Raw genomic sequence first — 17,863 nt, forward strand, 5'->3', positions numbered from 1 at the left:
TGTAATCCCCCCATTTATAACCGCTCTTTTGAGTAGAGGGTTAAGCTGCCTTTCGCAGCTTGGTTGGTGGTATGCCCCCGATAGCGGTATTGGGTCGCTCGTTATTGTATTGCCACAACCATTGCGTGGCTAATAGCTGGGCATGGGGAATACTGTTGAACTGATGCAGATCCAGCCATTCGTGCCGCGCAGTCCGATTGAAGCGCTCGATATAAGCATTCTGAGTAGGCTTGCCCGGCTGAATATAGATCAGCGTAATTCGATTCCTGTTGGCCCAATCAACCAGTGACTGCGAGATATACTCCGGCCCATTGTCACAACGAATGGCCGCTGGTTTGCCGCGCCATTCGATGATTTGATCCAGAGCGCGGATCACTCGTTGAGCAGGTAATGATAGGTCTACTTCGATGCCAAGGCCTTCGCGATTGTAGTCGTCAATCACATTGAACGTCCGGAACGTCTTGCCGCTAACCAGTTGGTCGCTCATGAAGTCCATCGACCAGACTTGATTTGGCGCTGTAGGAACGGCCAGCTCGCCCGGATAATCCCGCTGGATTCTTCGCCGGGGCTTGATGCGTAAATTCAGTTCCAGTTCCCGGTAAATGCGATACACGCGCTTGTGGTTCCAGCTGTAGCCCTTCACGTTACGCAGATACAGGAAACACAAGCCAAAACCCCAGCGCTTGTGGGTCTGAGTGAGCCGTAACAGCCAGTCAGCAACCAGAGCGTTCTCGCCGTCCAACTTCGATTGGTAGCGATAGCAGGTCTCGCTGATGCCATAAACTACACAGGCCAGGCTTATGCTAATTCCATGCTTGGCCACACCCTTTATGGCCATCTCCCGGCGCTGAGATGGCCTTACAACTTTCCCTCCAGGGCTTCCTGACGCAGCTCGGCCTTGAGCCGTTCTTCGGCATACATTTTTTTAAGGCGCGCATTCTCGGCTTCCAGTTCCTTCAGGCGCTTCATCATCGAAGCATCCATGCCGCCAAACTTCGAACGCCACTGATAAATCAGTGCGGTGCTGACGTTGTGCTCCCGGGCCAGTTCAGCTACCGGGACTCCGGCCTCATGCTGCTTCAAAATCGCCATAATCTGGCTGTCGGTAAATCGAGACTTTTTCATTTTTCGCTCCTTCTGCGATCATTGTAAAAGCCTCTACTCAAAACCTCGATTATTTTCTGGGGGGATTACACACCGGCTCTTCGTTCTACTCCCCTGTATTCCTTGCAGTGCATCTTTTAAGGGAGCCACCGTCAGCTCACTCTCTAGTCCACAGTTTTCTCTTGCGCTTTCAAACAGCCTGCAAGGATATCCCGCATTTTTTGTGCGCCGAGTTGGGTCATCAGTTCGATATTTCGCGGCGGTATGCCATCCACATCCGGATGGTTATCAATCGCAGATTCCAGGCTAGCTTCGCGCAACAGGTGAAGCATGGGGTACGGAGATCTGTTGGTGTAGTTCTCCGCATCATTCGATTCAGTGCCTGCAAACTGATATTCCGGGTGGAAGCTGGCGATCTGGTAGATGCCTTCCATATCCAGATAGGTCAGTAACCCGTCTGCAGCACCCAAAAATTCGTTGTAGTCTGCAAAGTCCTGCAGTACGTGAGGATGAATAAGAAGAGTGGTTTCAATTTCCGGCTCATCGTCCAAACGCAGGAGTTCTGTTTGCAGGGCCTGGAGGAGTGAGTCCTCGTTATCAGCCTCGGATACCACAAACCGAACCCGATCCCTGACCAGCTCGCGCTTGGCAAACGGGCATAGGTTGTAACCAACAACAACATCTTCGACCCATTTCCGGGTCGCCTGAACTACGGTTCCTTCGCTCACACAAAATTCCTCTTGTTGTTGATCCAACCTGTAAAGTTCAGATCGGGTAGACGGGCAGGGCGGGCCAAAAATGTGCGGAGCCATGGGTGGAGTGCGAAGCACTTCACGGGCAAGCCATGGACGGCTTGCCCAGGACCTTTAGCGCGACGCAGGAGCAATAAGCGCTAAAGGGCGGAGCCAAGCGTACACGGACGTATCCACAGCGTTTTTTGGCCCGCCCTGCCCGTCTGCCCAGCCCCCGCAGTATCAGTAGTTTTTAAAGATGACCTTGGCTACGAAGATAATCATCATAAGTCCCACTAAAGTCCGTAATCCCCTCAGGCGTCAACTCAATAATCCGAGTGGCCAAGGAAGACACAAATTCACGGTCGTGGCTCACGAAAATCAGTGTACCGGGATAGTTCTCCAGCGCGAGGTTTAGCGCCTCGATAGACTCCATATCCAAGTGGTTAGTAGGCTCATCCAGCAGCATTACGTTCGGCTTTTGCAGAATCAGCTTGCCGAACAGCATGCGCCCCTGCTCACCACCGGAAATCACCCGTACCGACTTACCAATGTCGTCTCCAGAGAACAGCATGCGCCCGAGAGTGCCACGAACCAGCTGCTCGCCACCGGTAGTCCACTGCGCCATCCATTCCGACAGGGTGTCGTCGTCAGCAAAATCATCCGTATGGTCTTGGGCGTAATAACCCACTTCGGCGCTGTCCGTCCATTTCACTTCGCCGCTGTCCGGCTCGTAAGCACCTGCAAGGCACTGCAACAAAGTGGTTTTACCAATACCATTAGGGCCAATGATGGCCACGCGCTCGCCGGCTTCTACTTGCAGGTTCAGCTTGTTGAATAGCGTATTGCCATCAAAACCTTTGGTCAGATCCCGGATGGTGACTGCCTGGCGATGCAGCTTTTTGCCCTGTTCAAAACGGATAAACGGACTAACGCGGCTTGAAGGCTTTACTTCATCCAACTGGATCTTGTCGATCTGACGGGCGCGGGAAGTGGCCTGCTTTGCTTTGGATGCGTTGGCAGAGAAGCGGCTAACGAACTGCTGCAGTTCCGCAATCTGTGCTTTCTTCTTCGCGTTATCCGATAGCATGCGCTCGCGAGCCTGAGTGGCCGCGGTCATGTATTCATCGTAATTGCCCGGGAACAGCCTCAACTCGCCATAGTCCAGGTCAGCCATGTGGGTGCACACGCTGTTCAGGAAGTGACGGTCGTGAGAAATGATGATCATGGTGCTGCTGCGAGCCACCAGAATGTTTTCCAGCCAGCGGATGGTGTTAATGTCCAGGTGGTTGGTGGGCTCGTCCAGCAACAGCACGTCTGGGTCAGAAAACAGAGCCTGGGCCAGCAATACTCGTAGCTTCCAGCCAGGGGCCAGGCTGCTCATCGGCCCTTCGTGCTGTTCCAGTGGAATATCCAGTCCCAAAAGTAGTTCACCGGCGCGGGATTCGGCGGTGTAGCCGTCCATTTCCGCGAACTGAACTTCCAGATCCGCCACCGCCATACCGTCTTCTTCGCTCATCTCGGCCAGCGAATAGATGCGGTCACGCTCTTTTTTGACGTTCCACAGTTCTTCATGGCCCATGATGACTGTGTCCATGACGGAGCAGGTCTCGTAGGCAAACTGATCCTGCCTCAGCTTACCCAGACGAACATTCGGCTCCAGCATAACCTGGCCGGCAGACGGTTCCAGGTCACCACCGAGAATCTTCATCAGGGTGGATTTACCGCAGCCGTTGGCCCCGATCAAGCCATAGCGGTTGCCGTTACCGAACTTTGCGGAAACATTTTCAAATAGGGGCTTAGCCCCGAATTGCATGGTGATATTGGCAGTAGAGATCAAGAAACAAACCTATAGAAGTAAGGGCCAGCGCAGCACCGGCTAAATAAAGCCGGCATTGTACAGGTTTGCGATGGTAACCGTGAGGCCGCAGAAACACGCATAAAAAGGGCTTGCCTAGAGCGCGGGGGAAAGGCAGCATTCCTTTTCAGAGTTACCCATTCATTTTATTTAAGGAACGTTTTCATGACACAGGCAACTGCACGCCACATTCTGGTAGACAGCGAAGCGAAATGCGAAGAGCTGAAGAAAGAAATTGAAGGTGGCAAGGATTTCGCGGAAGTAGCGAAACAGCACTCTTCTTGCCCGTCTGGCCGTAACGGCGGCGACTTGGGTTCATTTGGCCCAGGCCAGATGGTTCCGGAGTTCGACAAGGTTGTGTTCAGCGGTGAAATCAACAAGGTTCTTGGGCCGGTCAAGACCCAGTTTGGCTACCACCTGCTGGAAGTAACCAGCCGCAGCTAAGCAACCCGGAATGCCTGCAAGCTGGCTCCTGAATACTTTCGGAGCCAGCCTCTCCCATGCGGTCTTTACTTTTGCGGAGCGAGAAATCTCGCCATCTGGTTGCCGATAGACTCAATCGGATCGGTAATAGCCTGCTGGATACTCTGGGTGACGGTTTTTGAAAATGCAGAACCCGGCCCGCTTTCCAGAAAGTCGATATACAGCCCCATCTCCTGCATGCTTATTTTTTCATAAGTGTGCAAATAGCTGTCGTATACCTGCTGTTCAACCACACCCCTTATAGCATTGCGCTGGTTCTCTATCTTCCGTTTAAGCTCATCGTAGTTTGCTGAGTCAGGGCTGAACGCAGCCATGGCCGTTGCCAATCCAAGCTGCACGGCAATGGTGGTGTCTACAGCACTTTCCGTTGCGCGGGCTGCCCGATCAAAGCGCTCGAACATCCGGGCACGATCCGTGCCTTTGTACTTTTTACCAAGCTCCGCAGCCTTGGCCTGCATCTGTTGCCAGGCAGCCGGGTCTGAAGCTGCAATTTCCACAGCCGAGATTTTCCGGGCCACCGGTGTCTTGTACCAGCCTTCCACTGCTTCAAGCTGCTTCCCGGAGAGGTCGCGCTCCAGGTTTTTCACTATTTGCTGCTCTATATCCGCCGCACGAAAGCTGTTGCTGACAACGTATCCAATGGTGTCAGCAACCATGGGAGGCAGCTGCGGGCTGCGCTTCAAGCCTTCGCGAATGCCTTCGCTCATCATGGCCGGGTAGCGTTCAACAATGTCATCGACAGGCGATGCTGCCAGCACCTGCTGCGCACTGGGCGCGGCCATGGCAGGGCCAGCGATAATCAGGCCGGTGATTAAAAGAGGTTTAACTAGGGTACCAAGCTTCATTTAACTATCATCCTGTTTGGTGGATGCTGCGTTTATGACACGCACACCCTCCCCTGAGCAAGCAATCCATGGGTTCCGGAGATGACAGTTTGGTAGGAAAGCTCTGGACGCGGTCACGCACACGCAAAAGAAAGCGCCAGACACGTCGTGATCGGTGGCGATCTCGCGTGAAATGGTACGGGCTTCCGGTTCTGGGCTTGATCATCGGCACCTGGGCAACACTGCGTTTCAGCTTGCTCGCCCCGGAACCTCCCGTGAACCCGAACGATCTGTGCGAGATCTTTCGTGAACATACGGTTTGGTACGACTACGCAAAGGACTCCCAGGAACGCTGGGGAACACCCATCGCCACCCAGATGGCTTTCGTGTACTACGAGTCATCGTTCCGCAGCCACGCCCGGCCACCCAGAACCCGCTTATGGGGCTTCATTCCCTGGACCCGGCCAACCACCGCCTATGGTTACGCGCAGGCCCTGGACCCGGCTTGGGGTGAATACCTTGCCGCCAATGGCGATGGTTTGTTTACCGTACGGACTGATATGGAGTACGCGCTGGATTTTGTGGGATGGTACAACCACCTCTCCCATCGGCAGCTCGGCATCCCCTTCCATAGTCCACGCCTGCTCTACCTGGCATACCACGAAGGCCGCGGCGGCTACGCCCGCAAAACGTTTGCCCGCAAGCCGTCTATTACAGCCTTGGCATCTCGGGTGCAGTCAAGGGCTTTCCGGTACGACAACCAACTCAAATCCTGCGAAAAGGAGTTCCAGTGCTGGCGCTGGTACCAGTTCTGGCCATTCTGTGGCTGAGCGCCTGCACCCTGTATGCTCAGGGTGTCGGGTTGAACTCGATTGCTGAGGCCTGAGCTCGAAGCCTGTCCACCAGAAACTCTTTCACAATTCGAATTCTCGCCATTTGCTGAGTGTCCTGGCTTACGTGCACCCACAGGTCGACACTTTCGCCTTCCAGCGGATCTGACAAACGGCGAAGCTCTTTGGTGCTTTCCCCCAAATAACAGGGCAAAACTGCAAGACCAGCGCCTGACCGCGCCAGCGCATGCATGGCGTGCAAGCTGTTGCAGCGGATGACCGACGTGGCATGTTTAAGATGTTTGCGGTACCACCGACCCGTTGCCAGGTGGCTGAAGGTGTCATCCGGAATAATCCAGAGGCAATCTTCTGGCTGATTTTCAATATCCATATTGCGATGACGCCGGCAATAACTGGCAGAGCCGTATACCGCCGATTCGATGGCCGCTATGCGCTCACCCTCCAGCGTTGCCTGAGGCTTGTTCTCGGGGCGCAAAGTGAGGTCGGCTTCCCTGTGGGTAAGATTGGTAACATCATTATCGGTGAGCACTTCCAGCTCAATATCAGGAAATTCCCGCACCAGTTCAGCAAGAACCGACCCGAGCAACTCGCTCATCATCGTATCTTCCGCCGCCAGGCGTACCTTGCCTACGGGCGCTGCATCCTGCCCAACCAGCTTGCGCTCAAGGTTTTCCATTTCTACTGACAATTTTTCGGCATTACGGAAAGCGGTTTCTCCCACTGGTGTCAGTTGAAGTCCATCCCGGTTGCGTTCAAAAAACTGCACGCCCAAGGTCTCTTCCATCTGGTCGAGCCGGCGCAAAACAGTGGTTTGATGCACGCCCAGCAATTCTCCAGCTTTCGCCAGGGTTCCACCTATTGCCAGAGCATGTATATATCGAAGATAATCCCAGTCCATAGCTACTGCATATTTGCAACATGAGTACGGATTTTAACGTATTTACGCTGCAAAAAAATACCCTTATAATTCAATGTAAATTCAGGTAAATAGATTTTAACCAATCACAAATAGCAACTCACCAGAAAGGAGGAAGTCGCTATGGCACAAAGACATATGGCAACCGTTAAACCGCTACCATCCAGCATCCTCCACAATGGTGCTGAGGTTAGAAGTCAGCACACACGTGCGGCAGCAAAGATGGCGGTCCGGTTCATGAGCCGCAAGCTGCGGTCATTCAACCGTAAGGCTGCAGAAGCAACGCCCGATATCGTTCAGATGCAAGGCGGTCACTAATTCCAGTCAGGCCAACGTAAAGAGCTGCACCATATAGCGCAGCTCTGAAGCAAGTAGCCAAACTGAAAACGCCGGTGGTGCTGATTCCAGAGCCACCGGCGTTTTGCATTACCCGATCATAATTCCCAAACCACTTTCCTTTTCTGCTCAAACCAACTGTCCATTTTGCGGTTGTAAGTGTCCTCGATTACGTTCCGCTTGATCTTCATGGTTGGCGTGAGCATTCCGTTCTCCATGGTCCAAGGCTCCTTCACAACCACAACGAAGGATATTTTTTCGTGGGCTTCGCATTCTTCGTTTACTGCGCCCAGTTCTTTCAGCAACTCCTGCTCAAGCTCTGCCCGGTCCATTCCATTTGAAAGCGCCTCCCGAACGTCCTCTGACAGAAGTATCATCAGGCAAGGTTGAGGCTGGTTGGCACCGGCTACACAGACTACTTCCACCGAAGGATGGTTAAACCGGTTCTCGATAGGAACCGGCACAACGTATTTACCTTTTGAGGTTTTGAACAGGTCTTTTACCCGGCCGGTAATTTTCAGATAGCCGCTTGCATCAATCTCACCCATATCACCGGTTTTGAGAAAACCATCAGCGGTAACATCCTCGCGGGTTTTCTCTTCGTTTTGGTAGTAGCCCATCATCATTCCCGGGCTTTTCACCTCCAGTTCACCCCCTTCGCCAATGCGGTGCTCAACACCCGGATTGGCCTCGCCTACCCAACCTATCCGGGCTCGTCCGGGCCGACTGGCATGGGAGTATCCGAAATTTTCTGTCATACCATAAACTTCAAGCAACTCCAGACCAAGGTTGCGATACCACAAAATAATCTCTTCCGACAAAGGTGCTGCCCCCGTCAGTGCAGCCCGGCAATGATCCAGCCCCAACTGTTTAAGCACCTTCTTTTTCACAACGGAACGCACAAACGGGATGCTGAATAACAGCTTTTGCTTTTTGGGAGGCAGTTTGGCATTCACCCCAAGATAAAACTTCATCCACAGCCGCGGCACAGAGAAGAACAGTGTTGGCCGGGCACGCTGAAGATCCTGCTGAAAGGTGTCCAGGTTATCGGCGAAATAGGTATGAAAGCCAAAATACAGGGATTGCGTTTCAACCGCCGCTCGCTCCGCCACGTGAGCCAACGGAAGGTATGACAGCATTCGATCCTCAGAGGTCACCGTGAACATCTGCTGCAAACCGTCGGCCACAGACATCATGGATCCAAAATTATGCATTACTCCTTTAGGGCGGCCAGTACTGCCCGAGGTGTAAACAATCGTAGCAAGTGCATCCTGGCTCGGTAACTTTGGTGCCGCTGGCTCGTGCCTGGCAATGACGTCAATCCACTTGGGCGTATCATCTCGCGGCGACATAGGCAGGGAGATGATTGGGAGATCAGAAGGAATGTGCCCTTTTATATCGTTCCAGCCATCTGCGGTGCCATCCAGCTTCCCCAGGAACAGCAATTTTGCCTTTGAGTGTTCAAGAACATAGGCAGCAGCGTCCCCATTAAGCGTGGGATACAACGGCACTGAAACATGCCCGGCGGCCCAAATAGCGAGATCCGACAATATCCAGTGCGCACTGTTTTTGCCGAGGACGGCAATATTACTGCGCTCAGGGAGTTCAAGGCTGTTGAGATGGGCGGCCATGCGTGAAACCTGGTCCGCAGCCTGTTTCCAGTTAATATCCTCAACAGTCCCATCGGGATAGGGCTGAGTGAGGTATGTCCGTTCCGGGCTTTTCTCGGCCCAATAGTACAAACAGTGCAAAGAAGTCAGCTTGCGGGGATCCACTGCCATGAAAAACTCCTGATTATTGTTATCGGTGACGAATTCCGCCCAACATGTGAATTAGGATTCACTCTAATGCACTTCCACTGGAATTCACAAATATTAGCGGTATTTGGCGAGAGCTCAATGGCATTAAATACCCGCCTTATTGACTAAATCCACCCCATACTCTGTTTCGCGCCAACGAAGCTGGTTATTTTTTGTGTGACATTCGTCAAGATTGGTCTAAAGTGAAAATCGAAGCTTATCGAACTCTACCCCTCAGAGGAGACCGCCATGAGGCAGTCAACGAATCGCTCTATCCTGATCTTTCCTGCTTGGGGACTTATCCTTCTTGGCTCAGCCGCTTTCCTCTACAGTGCTTTCGCAGGGATGCTGGGCGCCTGAAAACCCACTATCCCAAAGGTTGTGAAATGCGCCTAACGCCGGAAGCGGGTTTCCAGCACCACGGCTGAGTTAGTGCGCTCAACCCCATCGAGATTGCCAATCTCGTCCAACACTGCGCTCAGCTCCTCAAGAGACTGAGCCTGAACGATTGCTATGAGATCGTATTCTCCGCTAACCGAAAACAACTGCGACACCTGGCTAATGCCCTCAAGAGCCTTGTTCGTTCGCGCCGTTAATTTTTGAGCCACCTTGATAGACACATGGGCTTCCACTTGGCTGGAAGAAAACGCGCCCCCCAGTTGCACCGCATACCCAGCTATCACGCCACTAGCTTCTAACCGGGAGATCCGGCTTTGCACCGTTGAGCGGGACAACTGTAAAGCCTTCGCCAGGTCTGTAATGCTGACTCGGGCATTCTGGCGAAGCAGCATAAGCAGTTTTTGGTCTTTGCTATTGATCATTTTGATAACCGATCGCGTTATTTTGACAAGAGCATAGCTCATTCCGGACAAAATGCACCTACAAACCGGCAAAGTCCAAATGCATACTGTTTCGAAACAACGCCAGGTTTCAGCCCATGATTATTCGCCCAATTGCAGACAAAGATCTGGATACGCTCTACCAGATAGCCGAAGAGTCTGGCCCGGGGTTTACATCCCTAATGCCAAACATGGACGCTTTGTCACAAAAAATTGCCCACTCCATAGCAAGCTTCGAGCGTGACGTGCATAACCCTGGTGATGAGCACTACCTGTTTGTACTGGAAGATGAGGCCACTGGCGACATCCTCGGCACCAGTGGTATTGAGGCAAACACCGGGCATACCCAGCCGCTTTACCACTTCCGGCGCAACACAGTAACCCATCACTCACGGGACCTTGATGTTCGCAAGAGTGTGGAAACCCTCACCCGCTGCAACCACTACACAGGCTATTCCGAGATTTGCTCTCTTTATTTGCGCCCTGAGTTTCGCCGGGCCAATGCGGGCAAACTGCTCTCCCGGGTGCGCTTTCTGTTTATGGCTCTTCACCCGGAGCGCTTCTCGCACAAGGTCATTGCCGAAATGCGCGGGGTTTCTGATGCTGCCGGTCGCTCCCCCTTCTGGGACTGGCTAAAAGCGCACTTTGTGGACATGGAGTTTAGCCAGGCAACCCAGCTTATTGGTGCGGGCTACACAGATTTTATTGATGAACTGATGCCCTCTCACCCTCTCTATACCTGCCTTATGAGCCCGGAGGCCCGAGCTGTACTTAGCCAGGTACACAACAACACCCGGCCAGCCTTACAGATACTGGAGGCAGAGGGTTTCAAGCACAAAGGGTTGATAGACCTGTTTGATGCGGGTCCAACCGTGGAATGTGCCCTGGCAGAGATACGAAGCGTCAGGTCTTCCTCTGCGCACAGCGTCAGGGTGGATGATTATCTGGCAGGGACAAATACGCCATTTGGCCGCACCAACCACCGCCACAACGAACCAACGCTGATTGCAAATACAGAAACAGCAAATTTTCGGGCAACCGTCACATCCGAGGTGTCCGAGTATTCAGATACACTGATTATTTCCCGCTCTCTGGCGACCAAACTTTGCCTTGAGAACGGCGACCTCTCGCGCATTTTGCCTTTAAACCATGCGACGTCGACGGCACGAAACAGAATTACGGCTACGGAGTTAAGCTATGCATACTGATCGCAACGCCTTGTTCGAAAATCTCTGGCAGGACTATAGAGCTGTCACACCATCGGCCGCGAAGATCCACCGCATTCTGGGTGCCGAAGAAGGCCAAGCAATCATCAATGATCATATCGCCCTGAGAACCTTCAACCTGAAGCCAGTTGGTCTGGATACTCTCGCAGCGCATTTCCTGGCCTTAGGGTACCGGGAAGGCGGCGAATACCACTTCGAAGGCAAGAAGCTTTATGCCCGGCATTACGAGCACGCAGACCCTGAAGCTCCGAAGGTGTTTATTTCAGAGTTGCTGACAGAGCAGTGCTCACCAGAACTTCAGGCTATTGCCTCACAGCTGGTGGACGGGATAACAGACGATAAGGTTACGGCAGACAACTTTCTGTACTCAGGGCGGCATTGGGATCTGGATTCCAGCACTTACCGCCAACTGCTCGAAGAGAGCGAATATGCAGCCTGGCTCGGGGCCTGGGGTTACCGGGCAAATCACTTCACGGTAAGTGTTAACCACCTGACTAACTTTGAAACAGTTACTGATATTAACCAGCTCCTGAAGGACAAGGGTTTTGCAGTGAATGCGGCCGGTGGTGAAGTGAAGGGTTCTCCTGAAGAGTTGCTTGAACAGTCATCCACAATGGCCGACCGGGTTCCTGTTCAGTTCAGCGACCGTGAAATGACGATTCCCAGCTGCTTCTATGAGTTCGCACTTCGTTACAAGAAGCCCAACGGCACCCTTTACAGCGGATTTGTTGCGGCATCTGCCGACAAGATCTTCGAAAGCACCAATGCCGGGATTTAAAAGCTGAAATATACACCCGTGTACCAGCGGGATAGCTAAGCTAAACTAAGCCCTTGTTCCCGAACAATTCCATTTGTTCAATGCAACAAGGAGTATCAATGAAGCCTGTCGTCACGCTTTTGCTGGCCTGTTTTCTTGTGTTGGCTGGATGCCAGTCATTGCCAGATGCAAGCCCGGCTGCCGGTCAAAAAAGTAAGAGCATGCCCGAAAGCACGGGAGCAGTAAGCCATAGTAGGGTTTTACTGAGTGCCCAGCACTGCCTGAGCGAATACCTGAAGGAGCACGGCAGGGTTCACTACGGCCCTTGCCTTAAAATCATCAGCGTGGACGGCAATACGCCAAAGATTCGGGATGACGGCTTCATAGAATTACCAACGGCTGAACCCGCCACCCTCAGCGTGAGCTGTGTATATCGTCACGCCGATGGCTCGCCAATACCCGCCACCATGGAAACAACCGATTTTCAGATAACCCGGAATACCTTTACCAAACCCGGGCAACGCTGGTATCTCCATGCACACAGGCAGGCGAGGCAAATTGTTGGCTGTGAACCCACACTGTCGCGGTCGAAAAACCCCAACTACGAAACGGACTGATGATTTGACTAATTTCAAACGAGGTTCACAAGGCATAGCACTGGCCCGGAGCATCCGGTTTTCATGACTGCCGATATCAACATCGTTTGGCTTGGTGCACTGGCCAGCTTATTAGCGGGGCTGGCAACCGGCATCGGAGCCCTGGCTGTATTCTTCGTTAAAGATCTCTCTACCCGCCTGCAGGACTGCATGCTGGCGGGTGCTGCAGGCGTAATGCTCGCGGCCTCCGTTTTTTCATTGTTGATCCCCGGGCTGGAATACGGAGAAGTGCTGCTGGGCTCAACATGGGCGGCTGCACTGCTTGTAATATTCGGCGTTCTTTCGGGTGCTGGAGCTCTGTACTACCTCCACCAGAACTTGCCCCATGAGCATTTTAATCTCGGGCCAGAGGGGCCTGATGCAGCCCATATTCGCCGAATATGGTTGTTCATTATCGCTATTACGTTGCACAACTTTCCCGAAGGCATGGCGGTAGGTGTTGGTTTTGCAGGGGGCGATGTGCGCAACGGTTATGTCCTGGCACTGGGCATTGGCATTCAGAATATTCCGGAAGGCCTTGCCGTTGCATTTTCGCTGATTGCCATCCAATACTCGCGAGTTCGCGCCTTTACTATCGCTCTTTTAACAGGATTGGCCGAACCTATCGGTGGTCTGTTCGGTGCTGCACTGGTGTCGCTGGCAGAACCGATAATGCCCTGGACTCTGGGTTTCGCCGCCGGTGCCATGCTGTTCATTATCAGCAACGAAATCATTCCCGAAACCCATCGAAGCCGCTACAAGGCCCAGACCACCTTCGCACTGCTAATCGGTTTTGTGGTGATGATGTTCCTGGATGTCACCCTGGGCTGAGGCGCCTGCCAGCGCAACAATATCCTCATACTGGCGAACCTGAACAACCTGCTCGGCAACCGGTTTGGCAGCCAGGCTGCAGGCCTCGTTAACCATGGCAGATGCAACGGTTTGTGCCTCGATTGCCCGGTACTTTTCCAACGGCCCCAACAACATGCGGTTAATCAGCGGCATAGCCTTGGCACCTATGGCTTCTCCCAAACGGTGATCCGGCCTGTCGCCCAGCAGCAGGCTAGGGTGATATATCGACAAATAAGGGTAACCAAGGCCTTTCACTGCATCTTCCAGTTCGCCTTTAACCCGGTTGTAGAAAATTGTTGAAGAAGATGACGATCCAATAGCAGACATCAAGATGAACGCACCAGCACCACCTGCACGCCCAAGTTCAGCTGCTTCCAGGCAGTAATCGTAATCTACCTTTCTGAATTGTTCCTGAGAGCCTGCCTTTTTAATGGTCGTGCCCAGGCAACAGATAATGACATCCACCTTAAAAAGCTCAGCATGGTCTGCCATGCGGTCAAAATCCATTTCCTGCTGCTGCAGCTTGCCGTGAACAGATTCCAGCGCTTTCCGAACAGGCACTACCACCAGTTCAACCTCGTCACGGGCCAAAAGGCCAGTGAGAACCAATCCACCGGTCAATCCGGTGGCACCCAGCAATAACACTTTCATAAAGTTCTCTTTATTTTGCGAATGCTCTACAAATCCTTCAGGTAGTGTAGCCCGGATAGCTGATCCATTTGCCCCCTAATCCAGAAAATACGATCCCGCACATAGGGCGACGGCGAGGTCACACTCAACACTTTCGGATTAGGCAAAACGGCAGCCAGCCGTGCAGACTGGCTGGCCGATAACTGCCGGGCAGATATACCGAAATACGCCTTGCTCGCAGCCTCAACACCGTAAATTCCGGGACCAAACTCGGCTATATTCAAATACACCTCAAGAATTCGGCGTTTTGGCCAAAGCCCGTCAACCGCGAGCGCAAGCCCGGCCTCCAGAGTTTTACGGACAAAACTTCGGCCATTCCATAGAAACAGGTTTTTTGCGGTTTGCTGTGTGATGGTACTGGCGCCCCTGAGCCCGTCACCTGCATGATACTCAGCCAAGGCTTTGCGAATCGCGACAAAATCAACACCCCAATGATCGGGAAACCGCTGATCCTCGCTGGCCACCACCGCAAGTGGCATCCAGGGCGAGATGTCCGAAAAACTAACCCATTGCTGCTGCACTTCTTTGTGCGGATGAGTAAAGCTGTAACCAAGCATGAACGCCGAGGTGGGTGGATTTACATACCGGAACAAGAGCAGCACCGACAGAAACAGCAGTACCAGCGTAACCAATACCCATGCAACGCTACGAAACAGTCGCTTCGAGAGTGATTTACGAGCCATTTACACCCCCGCTCGCAACTTTTCCAGCCTCACCTGTACGCACTACGGATGCGCCGATCACCCGGAGACAGTGTTTACGACACACAACGTGAAGCGGTGTTTTTCCCGCTTCATCTCCGTCCACCGTAACGATTTTCGGTTTTGGCGTATAAATATCGCAGCGCTTGCCCTTCAGGTGCACCACCGTGCTGGTGCGATCAGGAGACTTTCCACTCAGTCGCACCAGCAGGAAGGTAAGCAGCAACTGCAGCAAAGGGCGTGGCTTCACCGCAATAATATCAAGTAGCCCGTCATCCGCTGTTGCTTGCGGAATCTCATTCCCACCCCCAAAAAATGCGCCGCTGGACACAGCAATCGATAACCAGCGACCCCGCACAAACGCCTTGTCGCATGATATTTCCGCATGAAAACCGCGCTTGGCACTCACCTGCTTCAACAAAGCCACGCCATAGCTGAAACGACCAAAGAATTTTTTGGCTGCACCTTCCGCTTCCCGGGCTGCTACCGTTCCGAGGCCAATGTGCGCGACATTGAGAAAAATCCCATCTCCAAATTCTGCCACATCCACTTTTTGCGTGACCCCTCGCTGAACAAGCTCACACACAGCGGCAGGGTCTTCCGGCAGGGCCAGGTTTCGGGCGAAATCATTGGCTGTACCAGACGGCAACACCGCAAGCACTGCTTTGTGTTCCAGGCATATCTGGGCAACGGCATTAACTGATCCATCACCTCCGGCCACCATCACTATGTCGCCAGGTTGTACCTGCGCAGTCCAACTCTTATCCTGAAGATCACAACACTCCGGGCCTGTAATACCTGCGCTCGCAAGCCTTTCACGCCAGAACTCCCGCCCTTTCTGGCCATTGCCTGCGCCAGGATTTGCTACCAGCCAATGAGTCATAGCATCACACTCGCTTTAACAACATCAAAAAGCTCCTGAAACCTTAAACCACCAAAGATACCTCATACATGCCATTGTGGTCGTTACCATACGGACACAGGAACTTCTTCCAACTGCTATATTGTCCGACTATAGTTAACCACTGAACTAAACATCACTATCCGGAAACCTGCAATGATTACAGACCTGATCACGCCAGTGCGCTCCAAAGCGCAACTTGCAGCCCTGAAGCTAATAACAAAACTCATTCCAAGCCAGACTCCCAACATGTTTCTGGGGGCGCAATCCCGGCTAAGGCTGGCTGATCACATGGCGCACTTCGACTTCAAGCGGGTTCTGCTTGTGACAGATGACGTGCTCTTTCAGCTTGGCGTTATCAGTCCAATTGAGGAGCACCTGAACAAGCTGGGGATTAAAACGATTGTGTTCAGCGGTGTAACGCCAGACCCGGGATTTCTGGTTGTAGAACAGGGTCTGGAAGTACTTCAGCAAAATGGCTGTGACGCTGTATTGGCTATTGGGGGAGGTTCTTCTATTGACGCTGCAAAAGTGATGGCACTGGCAGCCACGAACAACAAAACACCCAGAGAGCTGGTTGGCATTCTCAAAGCTCGAAAGTCATCTCTGCCACTGTTTGTTATTCCCACTACCGCAGGTACCGGCTCAGAAGTCACTATAGGGGCGGTTATATCGGATGAAACCACTCACGTAAAACATCTCGTGATCGAGCCAAAGGTGGTCCCTTTGGCGGCCGCGCTGGATCCCGAAATCATGGCCGGCATGCCCAAGTCGGTAACCGCAGACACGGGCATTGATGCGCTAACCCACTGCCTGGAATCCTGGATCAGTGATTTCTCATCACCTGAAACCGAGCTGTACTCCGGTGCCGGCGTGAAACTCGTATTCAAATACCTGGAAAAGGCCTGCGAAAACGGACAAGACTACGAAGCCCGTGACGCCATGGCTCTGGCTGCAAACTACGGTGGCATGGCACTGAACAAAACGGGTCTGGGCTACGTGCACGCCATTGCTCACCAGCTTGGTACCCAATATGGCGTTCCTCACGGCCGGGCCAACGCCATTGTTCTACCGCACATTCTTGAGGTAAACAGGCACAGCGCAAAATCTCGGATGGCAAAATTGGCCAGACTGTGTGGCCTTGCCACAGATGCAGAGGAAGATTCACTGGCAACCGACAAGTTGATCCAGCGTGTTAATACGCTACTTGCAACCTTGCCCATAGCCCGTGAGGTGAAGGGTATTGATGAGAAGCACTTTAACGTCATGGCGCAAGCTGCCATGAAAGAAGCTCACGGAACCTACGCCGTGCCCAAATACCTGAATAAAAGCGAGATAATTCAGGTACTCCGCGTTATAAGCGGACAAACGGCATAACCGGTGCACCTAGGCCCCGTCAGAGCGCCCCTTAACCGGGGCGTTTCTGCGAAACCACCAGAGCAACGCCCGTAATGGAAATGATTCCTCCGGTAATGGCCAATACGCCCAGGCGCTCATCAAACAGCCAAAAGGCTTCCAGAGCGGTTACCGGGGGCACGAGATAGAACAGGCTTGCCACCTGGGAAGCAGCACCCTGGCGAATCAACCACATCAAAAGCAGAATCGCGCCAATAGAAACCCCCAAAACCAGCCAGGCCATAGAAAGTTGGAGTTGCAACGACCAGACTACTTCACGGGTTTCCAGAAGCAGCGCGCCAGCGGCAAAAAACAAGGCTGCGGCGCCGTATTGAATGATGGTGCCAGTCACCAAGTCTGCACCAGTACCGTGGCGTTTCTGATACACCGTACCCAGTGAAATTCCGGCCAACGCCAGCAGTGCCCATATCAGTGTCCACAATGGAAATGCTGCTCCCGGGTTGCCTGCTCCGCCAAACTTTTCCAGCAAAACCAGAGTGACACCCACCAAGCCAAGCCCCAAACCCAGCCACTGCCGCCATGAAATGGCTTCTTTCAATACAAGAACCGCGACACCCGCGGTAACCAGCGGCTGCAAACCCACCACCAGCGACACTACTCCGGAGGGCATACCATCCTGAATGGCATAGTACACACCGCCAAGATAGCAGCCGTGGACCAGCAGACCTGTAACAGCAAGGTGCCCAGCCGAGCGCCAGCCCGGCCAGCGGGCTTTGAGGAGGCCTGCCAGCACCATAAGCAAACCCAGAGTGAGAAGCATGCGGATAAGCAGGAGGGTGAACGGCTCGGCATAGGGCAGGCCGTATTTTGCGCCGATAAAGCCCGTGCTCCACAGCCAAACAAACAGGGCAGGTACAAAAAACGAATAAAAGAAAGAGCGCATAAACAGCTGCCGGGGTCAGGTATCTGGAACAACGTTCAGTCTAGAGCCTGGTTCGTATACA

The 17,863-nt window shown here is 53.1% G+C and carries 19 protein-coding genes; 8 read left to right on the plus strand and 11 right to left on the minus strand.

Annotated features, from left to right (window positions below; genetic code table 11):
* Positions 1 to 40: 40 nt before the first annotated feature.
* The 3 genes from RKA07_RS03125 to RKA07_RS03135 all read right to left on the minus strand — a co-directional run bounded on the left by RKA07_RS03125 (position 41) and on the right by RKA07_RS03135 (position 3,675).
* A protein-coding gene (locus RKA07_RS03125) for an IS3 family transposase (RefSeq protein WP_310965554.1) occupies positions 41 to 1,125 on the minus strand; the annotation gives its coding sequence in 2 pieces (ribosomal slippage) (positions 41 to 864 and positions 864 to 1,125; 1,086 coding nt in all).
* A 143-nt stretch (positions 1,126 to 1,268) separates the two neighbouring features.
* Entirely contained in the window at positions 1,269 to 1,832 is a 564-nt protein-coding gene (locus RKA07_RS03130) for a DUF1415 domain-containing protein (RefSeq protein ID WP_310965555.1), read from the minus strand.
* A 256-nt stretch (positions 1,833 to 2,088) separates the two neighbouring features.
* The gene (locus RKA07_RS03135; RefSeq protein WP_200202665.1) at positions 2,089 to 3,675 is read right to left on the minus strand and encodes an ABC-F family ATPase; all 1,587 of its coding nucleotides are present in this window, start codon (positions 3,673 to 3,675) and stop codon (positions 2,089 to 2,091) included.
* Between the two features lie 183 nt (positions 3,676 to 3,858).
* Here RKA07_RS03135 and RKA07_RS03140 point away from each other — a divergent pair, with 183 nt between their 5' ends.
* Positions 3,859 to 4,137 (plus strand): peptidylprolyl isomerase, encoded by a 279-nt coding sequence (locus RKA07_RS03140; protein ID WP_200202666.1) that lies wholly within the window; start codon positions 3,859 to 3,861, stop codon positions 4,135 to 4,137.
* 65 nt (positions 4,138 to 4,202) lie between these two features.
* Here the strand turns inward: RKA07_RS03140 and RKA07_RS03145 are convergent, their stop codons facing one another.
* Entirely contained in the window at positions 4,203 to 5,021 is an 819-nt protein-coding gene (locus tag RKA07_RS03145) for a DUF2059 domain-containing protein (RefSeq protein WP_200202667.1), read from the minus strand.
* A gap of 167 nt (positions 5,022 to 5,188) precedes the next feature.
* On the opposite strand from RKA07_RS03145, the gene RKA07_RS03150 reads away from it, so the two are divergent.
* Positions 5,189 to 5,830, plus strand: a complete 642-nt coding sequence (locus tag RKA07_RS03150; RefSeq protein WP_200202668.1) for a transglycosylase SLT domain-containing protein — start codon at positions 5,189 to 5,191, stop codon at positions 5,828 to 5,830.
* A gap of 19 nt (positions 5,831 to 5,849) precedes the next feature.
* Here the strand turns inward: RKA07_RS03150 and RKA07_RS03155 are convergent, their stop codons facing one another.
* Positions 5,850 to 6,749, minus strand: a complete 900-nt coding sequence (locus RKA07_RS03155; protein WP_310965556.1) for a LysR family transcriptional regulator — start codon at positions 6,747 to 6,749, stop codon at positions 5,850 to 5,852.
* 141 nt (positions 6,750 to 6,890) lie between these two features.
* Between RKA07_RS03155 and RKA07_RS03160 the strand changes: the two genes are divergently transcribed.
* Positions 6,891 to 7,085 (plus strand): hypothetical protein, encoded by a 195-nt coding sequence (locus RKA07_RS03160; protein WP_200202670.1) that lies wholly within the window; start codon positions 6,891 to 6,893, stop codon positions 7,083 to 7,085.
* 116 nt (positions 7,086 to 7,201) lie between these two features.
* Here the strand turns inward: RKA07_RS03160 and RKA07_RS03165 are convergent, their stop codons facing one another.
* Both RKA07_RS03165 and RKA07_RS03170 read right to left on the minus strand, forming a co-directional pair.
* Positions 7,202 to 8,884 (minus strand): AMP-binding protein, encoded by a 1,683-nt coding sequence (locus RKA07_RS03165; protein WP_200202671.1) that lies wholly within the window; start codon positions 8,882 to 8,884, stop codon positions 7,202 to 7,204.
* A 410-nt stretch (positions 8,885 to 9,294) separates the two neighbouring features.
* Positions 9,295 to 9,723, minus strand: coding sequence for an Lrp/AsnC family transcriptional regulator (locus tag RKA07_RS03170; protein WP_200202672.1), 429 nt, complete (start codon positions 9,721 to 9,723; stop codon positions 9,295 to 9,297).
* A gap of 116 nt (positions 9,724 to 9,839) precedes the next feature.
* Here RKA07_RS03170 and astA point away from each other — a divergent pair, with 116 nt between their 5' ends.
* The 4 genes from astA to RKA07_RS03190 all read left to right on the plus strand — a co-directional run bounded on the left by astA (position 9,840) and on the right by RKA07_RS03190 (position 13,190).
* Positions 9,840 to 10,949 (plus strand): arginine N-succinyltransferase, encoded by a 1,110-nt coding sequence (astA, locus tag RKA07_RS03175; protein WP_200202673.1) that lies wholly within the window; start codon positions 9,840 to 9,842, stop codon positions 10,947 to 10,949.
* A complete protein-coding gene (locus RKA07_RS03180; protein WP_200202674.1) occupies positions 10,939 to 11,745 on the plus strand; it encodes a DUF1338 domain-containing protein in 807 nt (268 codons plus the stop codon). Before astA ends, RKA07_RS03180 begins: the two co-directional genes overlap by 11 nt.
* A 98-nt stretch (positions 11,746 to 11,843) precedes the next feature.
* Positions 11,844 to 12,341 carry a hypothetical protein gene (locus RKA07_RS03185; RefSeq protein WP_200369011.1) on the plus strand — a complete coding sequence of 166 codons (498 nt, stop codon included), beginning with the start codon at positions 11,844 to 11,846 and terminating at the stop codon, positions 12,339 to 12,341.
* 63 nt (positions 12,342 to 12,404) lie between these two features.
* A complete protein-coding gene (locus RKA07_RS03190; RefSeq protein ID WP_200369010.1) occupies positions 12,405 to 13,190 on the plus strand; it encodes a ZIP family metal transporter in 786 nt (261 codons plus the stop codon).
* On the opposite strand, the gene RKA07_RS03195 is transcribed toward RKA07_RS03190, so the two are convergent.
* From RKA07_RS03195 to RKA07_RS03205, 3 genes are read right to left on the minus strand one after another with little or no spacing between them, the layout of a single operon-like run.
* Positions 13,143 to 13,862 carry a Rossmann-fold NAD(P)-binding domain-containing protein gene (locus RKA07_RS03195; RefSeq protein ID WP_200202677.1) on the minus strand — a complete coding sequence of 240 codons (720 nt, stop codon included), beginning with the start codon at positions 13,860 to 13,862 and terminating at the stop codon, positions 13,143 to 13,145. The genes RKA07_RS03190 and RKA07_RS03195 overlap by 48 nt on opposite strands.
* 26 nt (positions 13,863 to 13,888) lie before the next feature.
* On the minus strand, positions 13,889 to 14,584 hold the full coding sequence (mtgA, locus tag RKA07_RS03200; protein WP_310965557.1) for a monofunctional biosynthetic peptidoglycan transglycosylase: 696 nt from the start codon (positions 14,582 to 14,584) through the stop codon (positions 13,889 to 13,891).
* Positions 14,574 to 15,485: a diacylglycerol/lipid kinase family protein gene (locus RKA07_RS03205; RefSeq protein WP_310965558.1), complete on the minus strand. Its 912-nt coding sequence runs from the start codon at positions 15,483 to 15,485 to the stop codon at positions 14,574 to 14,576. The genes mtgA and RKA07_RS03205 overlap by 11 nt, the downstream gene beginning before the upstream one ends.
* 174 nt (positions 15,486 to 15,659) lie before the next feature.
* Here RKA07_RS03205 and RKA07_RS03210 point away from each other — a divergent pair, with 174 nt between their 5' ends.
* Entirely contained in the window at positions 15,660 to 16,880 is a 1,221-nt protein-coding gene (locus RKA07_RS03210; protein ID WP_310965559.1) for an iron-containing alcohol dehydrogenase, read from the plus strand.
* Between the two features lie 31 nt (positions 16,881 to 16,911).
* On the opposite strand, the gene RKA07_RS03215 is transcribed toward RKA07_RS03210, so the two are convergent.
* Positions 16,912 to 17,802 carry a DMT family transporter gene (locus RKA07_RS03215; RefSeq protein ID WP_310965560.1) on the minus strand — a complete coding sequence of 297 codons (891 nt, stop codon included), beginning with the start codon at positions 17,800 to 17,802 and terminating at the stop codon, positions 16,912 to 16,914.
* Positions 17,803 to 17,863: the final 61 nt, after the last annotated feature.

Origin of the sequence: Marinobacter xiaoshiensis, from assembly GCF_031631795.1 — a bacterium.
In the GTDB taxonomy this organism is placed as follows: Bacteria; Pseudomonadota; Gammaproteobacteria; order Pseudomonadales; family Oleiphilaceae; genus Marinobacter; species Marinobacter xiaoshiensis.

What these genes read in the sequence shown, in the direction of transcription:
- RKA07_RS03210 (WP_310965559.1), top strand. Translation starts at nt 15,660, where the DNA reads ATGATTACAGACCTGATCACGCCAGTGCGCTCCAAAGCGCAACTTGCA.
- RKA07_RS03215 (WP_310965560.1), bottom strand. Translation starts at nt 17,802, where the DNA reads ATGCGCTCTTTCTTTTATTCGTTTTTTGTACCTGCCCTGTTTGTTTGG.
- RKA07_RS03190 (WP_200369010.1), top strand. Translation starts at nt 12,405, where the DNA reads ATGACTGCCGATATCAACATCGTTTGGCTTGGTGCACTGGCCAGCTTA.
- RKA07_RS03160 (WP_200202670.1), top strand. Translation starts at nt 6,891, where the DNA reads ATGGCACAAAGACATATGGCAACCGTTAAACCGCTACCATCCAGCATC.
- astA (WP_200202673.1), top strand. Translation starts at nt 9,840, where the DNA reads ATGATTATTCGCCCAATTGCAGACAAAGATCTGGATACGCTCTACCAG.
- mtgA (WP_310965557.1), bottom strand. Translation starts at nt 14,584, where the DNA reads ATGGCTCGTAAATCACTCTCGAAGCGACTGTTTCGTAGCGTTGCATGG.
- RKA07_RS03185 (WP_200369011.1), top strand. Translation starts at nt 11,844, where the DNA reads ATGAAGCCTGTCGTCACGCTTTTGCTGGCCTGTTTTCTTGTGTTGGCT.
- RKA07_RS03140 (WP_200202666.1), top strand. Translation starts at nt 3,859, where the DNA reads ATGACACAGGCAACTGCACGCCACATTCTGGTAGACAGCGAAGCGAAA.
- RKA07_RS03145 (WP_200202667.1), bottom strand. Translation starts at nt 5,021, where the DNA reads ATGAAGCTTGGTACCCTAGTTAAACCTCTTTTAATCACCGGCCTGATT.
- RKA07_RS03165 (WP_200202671.1), bottom strand. Translation starts at nt 8,884, where the DNA reads ATGGCAGTGGATCCCCGCAAGCTGACTTCTTTGCACTGTTTGTACTAT.
- RKA07_RS03170 (WP_200202672.1), bottom strand. Translation starts at nt 9,723, where the DNA reads ATGATCAATAGCAAAGACCAAAAACTGCTTATGCTGCTTCGCCAGAAT.
- RKA07_RS03180 (WP_200202674.1), top strand. Translation starts at nt 10,939, where the DNA reads ATGCATACTGATCGCAACGCCTTGTTCGAAAATCTCTGGCAGGACTAT.
- RKA07_RS03155 (WP_310965556.1), bottom strand. Translation starts at nt 6,749, where the DNA reads ATGGACTGGGATTATCTTCGATATATACATGCTCTGGCAATAGGTGGA.
- RKA07_RS03195 (WP_200202677.1), bottom strand. Translation starts at nt 13,862, where the DNA reads ATGAAAGTGTTATTGCTGGGTGCCACCGGATTGACCGGTGGATTGGTT.
- RKA07_RS03205 (WP_310965558.1), bottom strand. Translation starts at nt 15,485, where the DNA reads ATGACTCATTGGCTGGTAGCAAATCCTGGCGCAGGCAATGGCCAGAAA.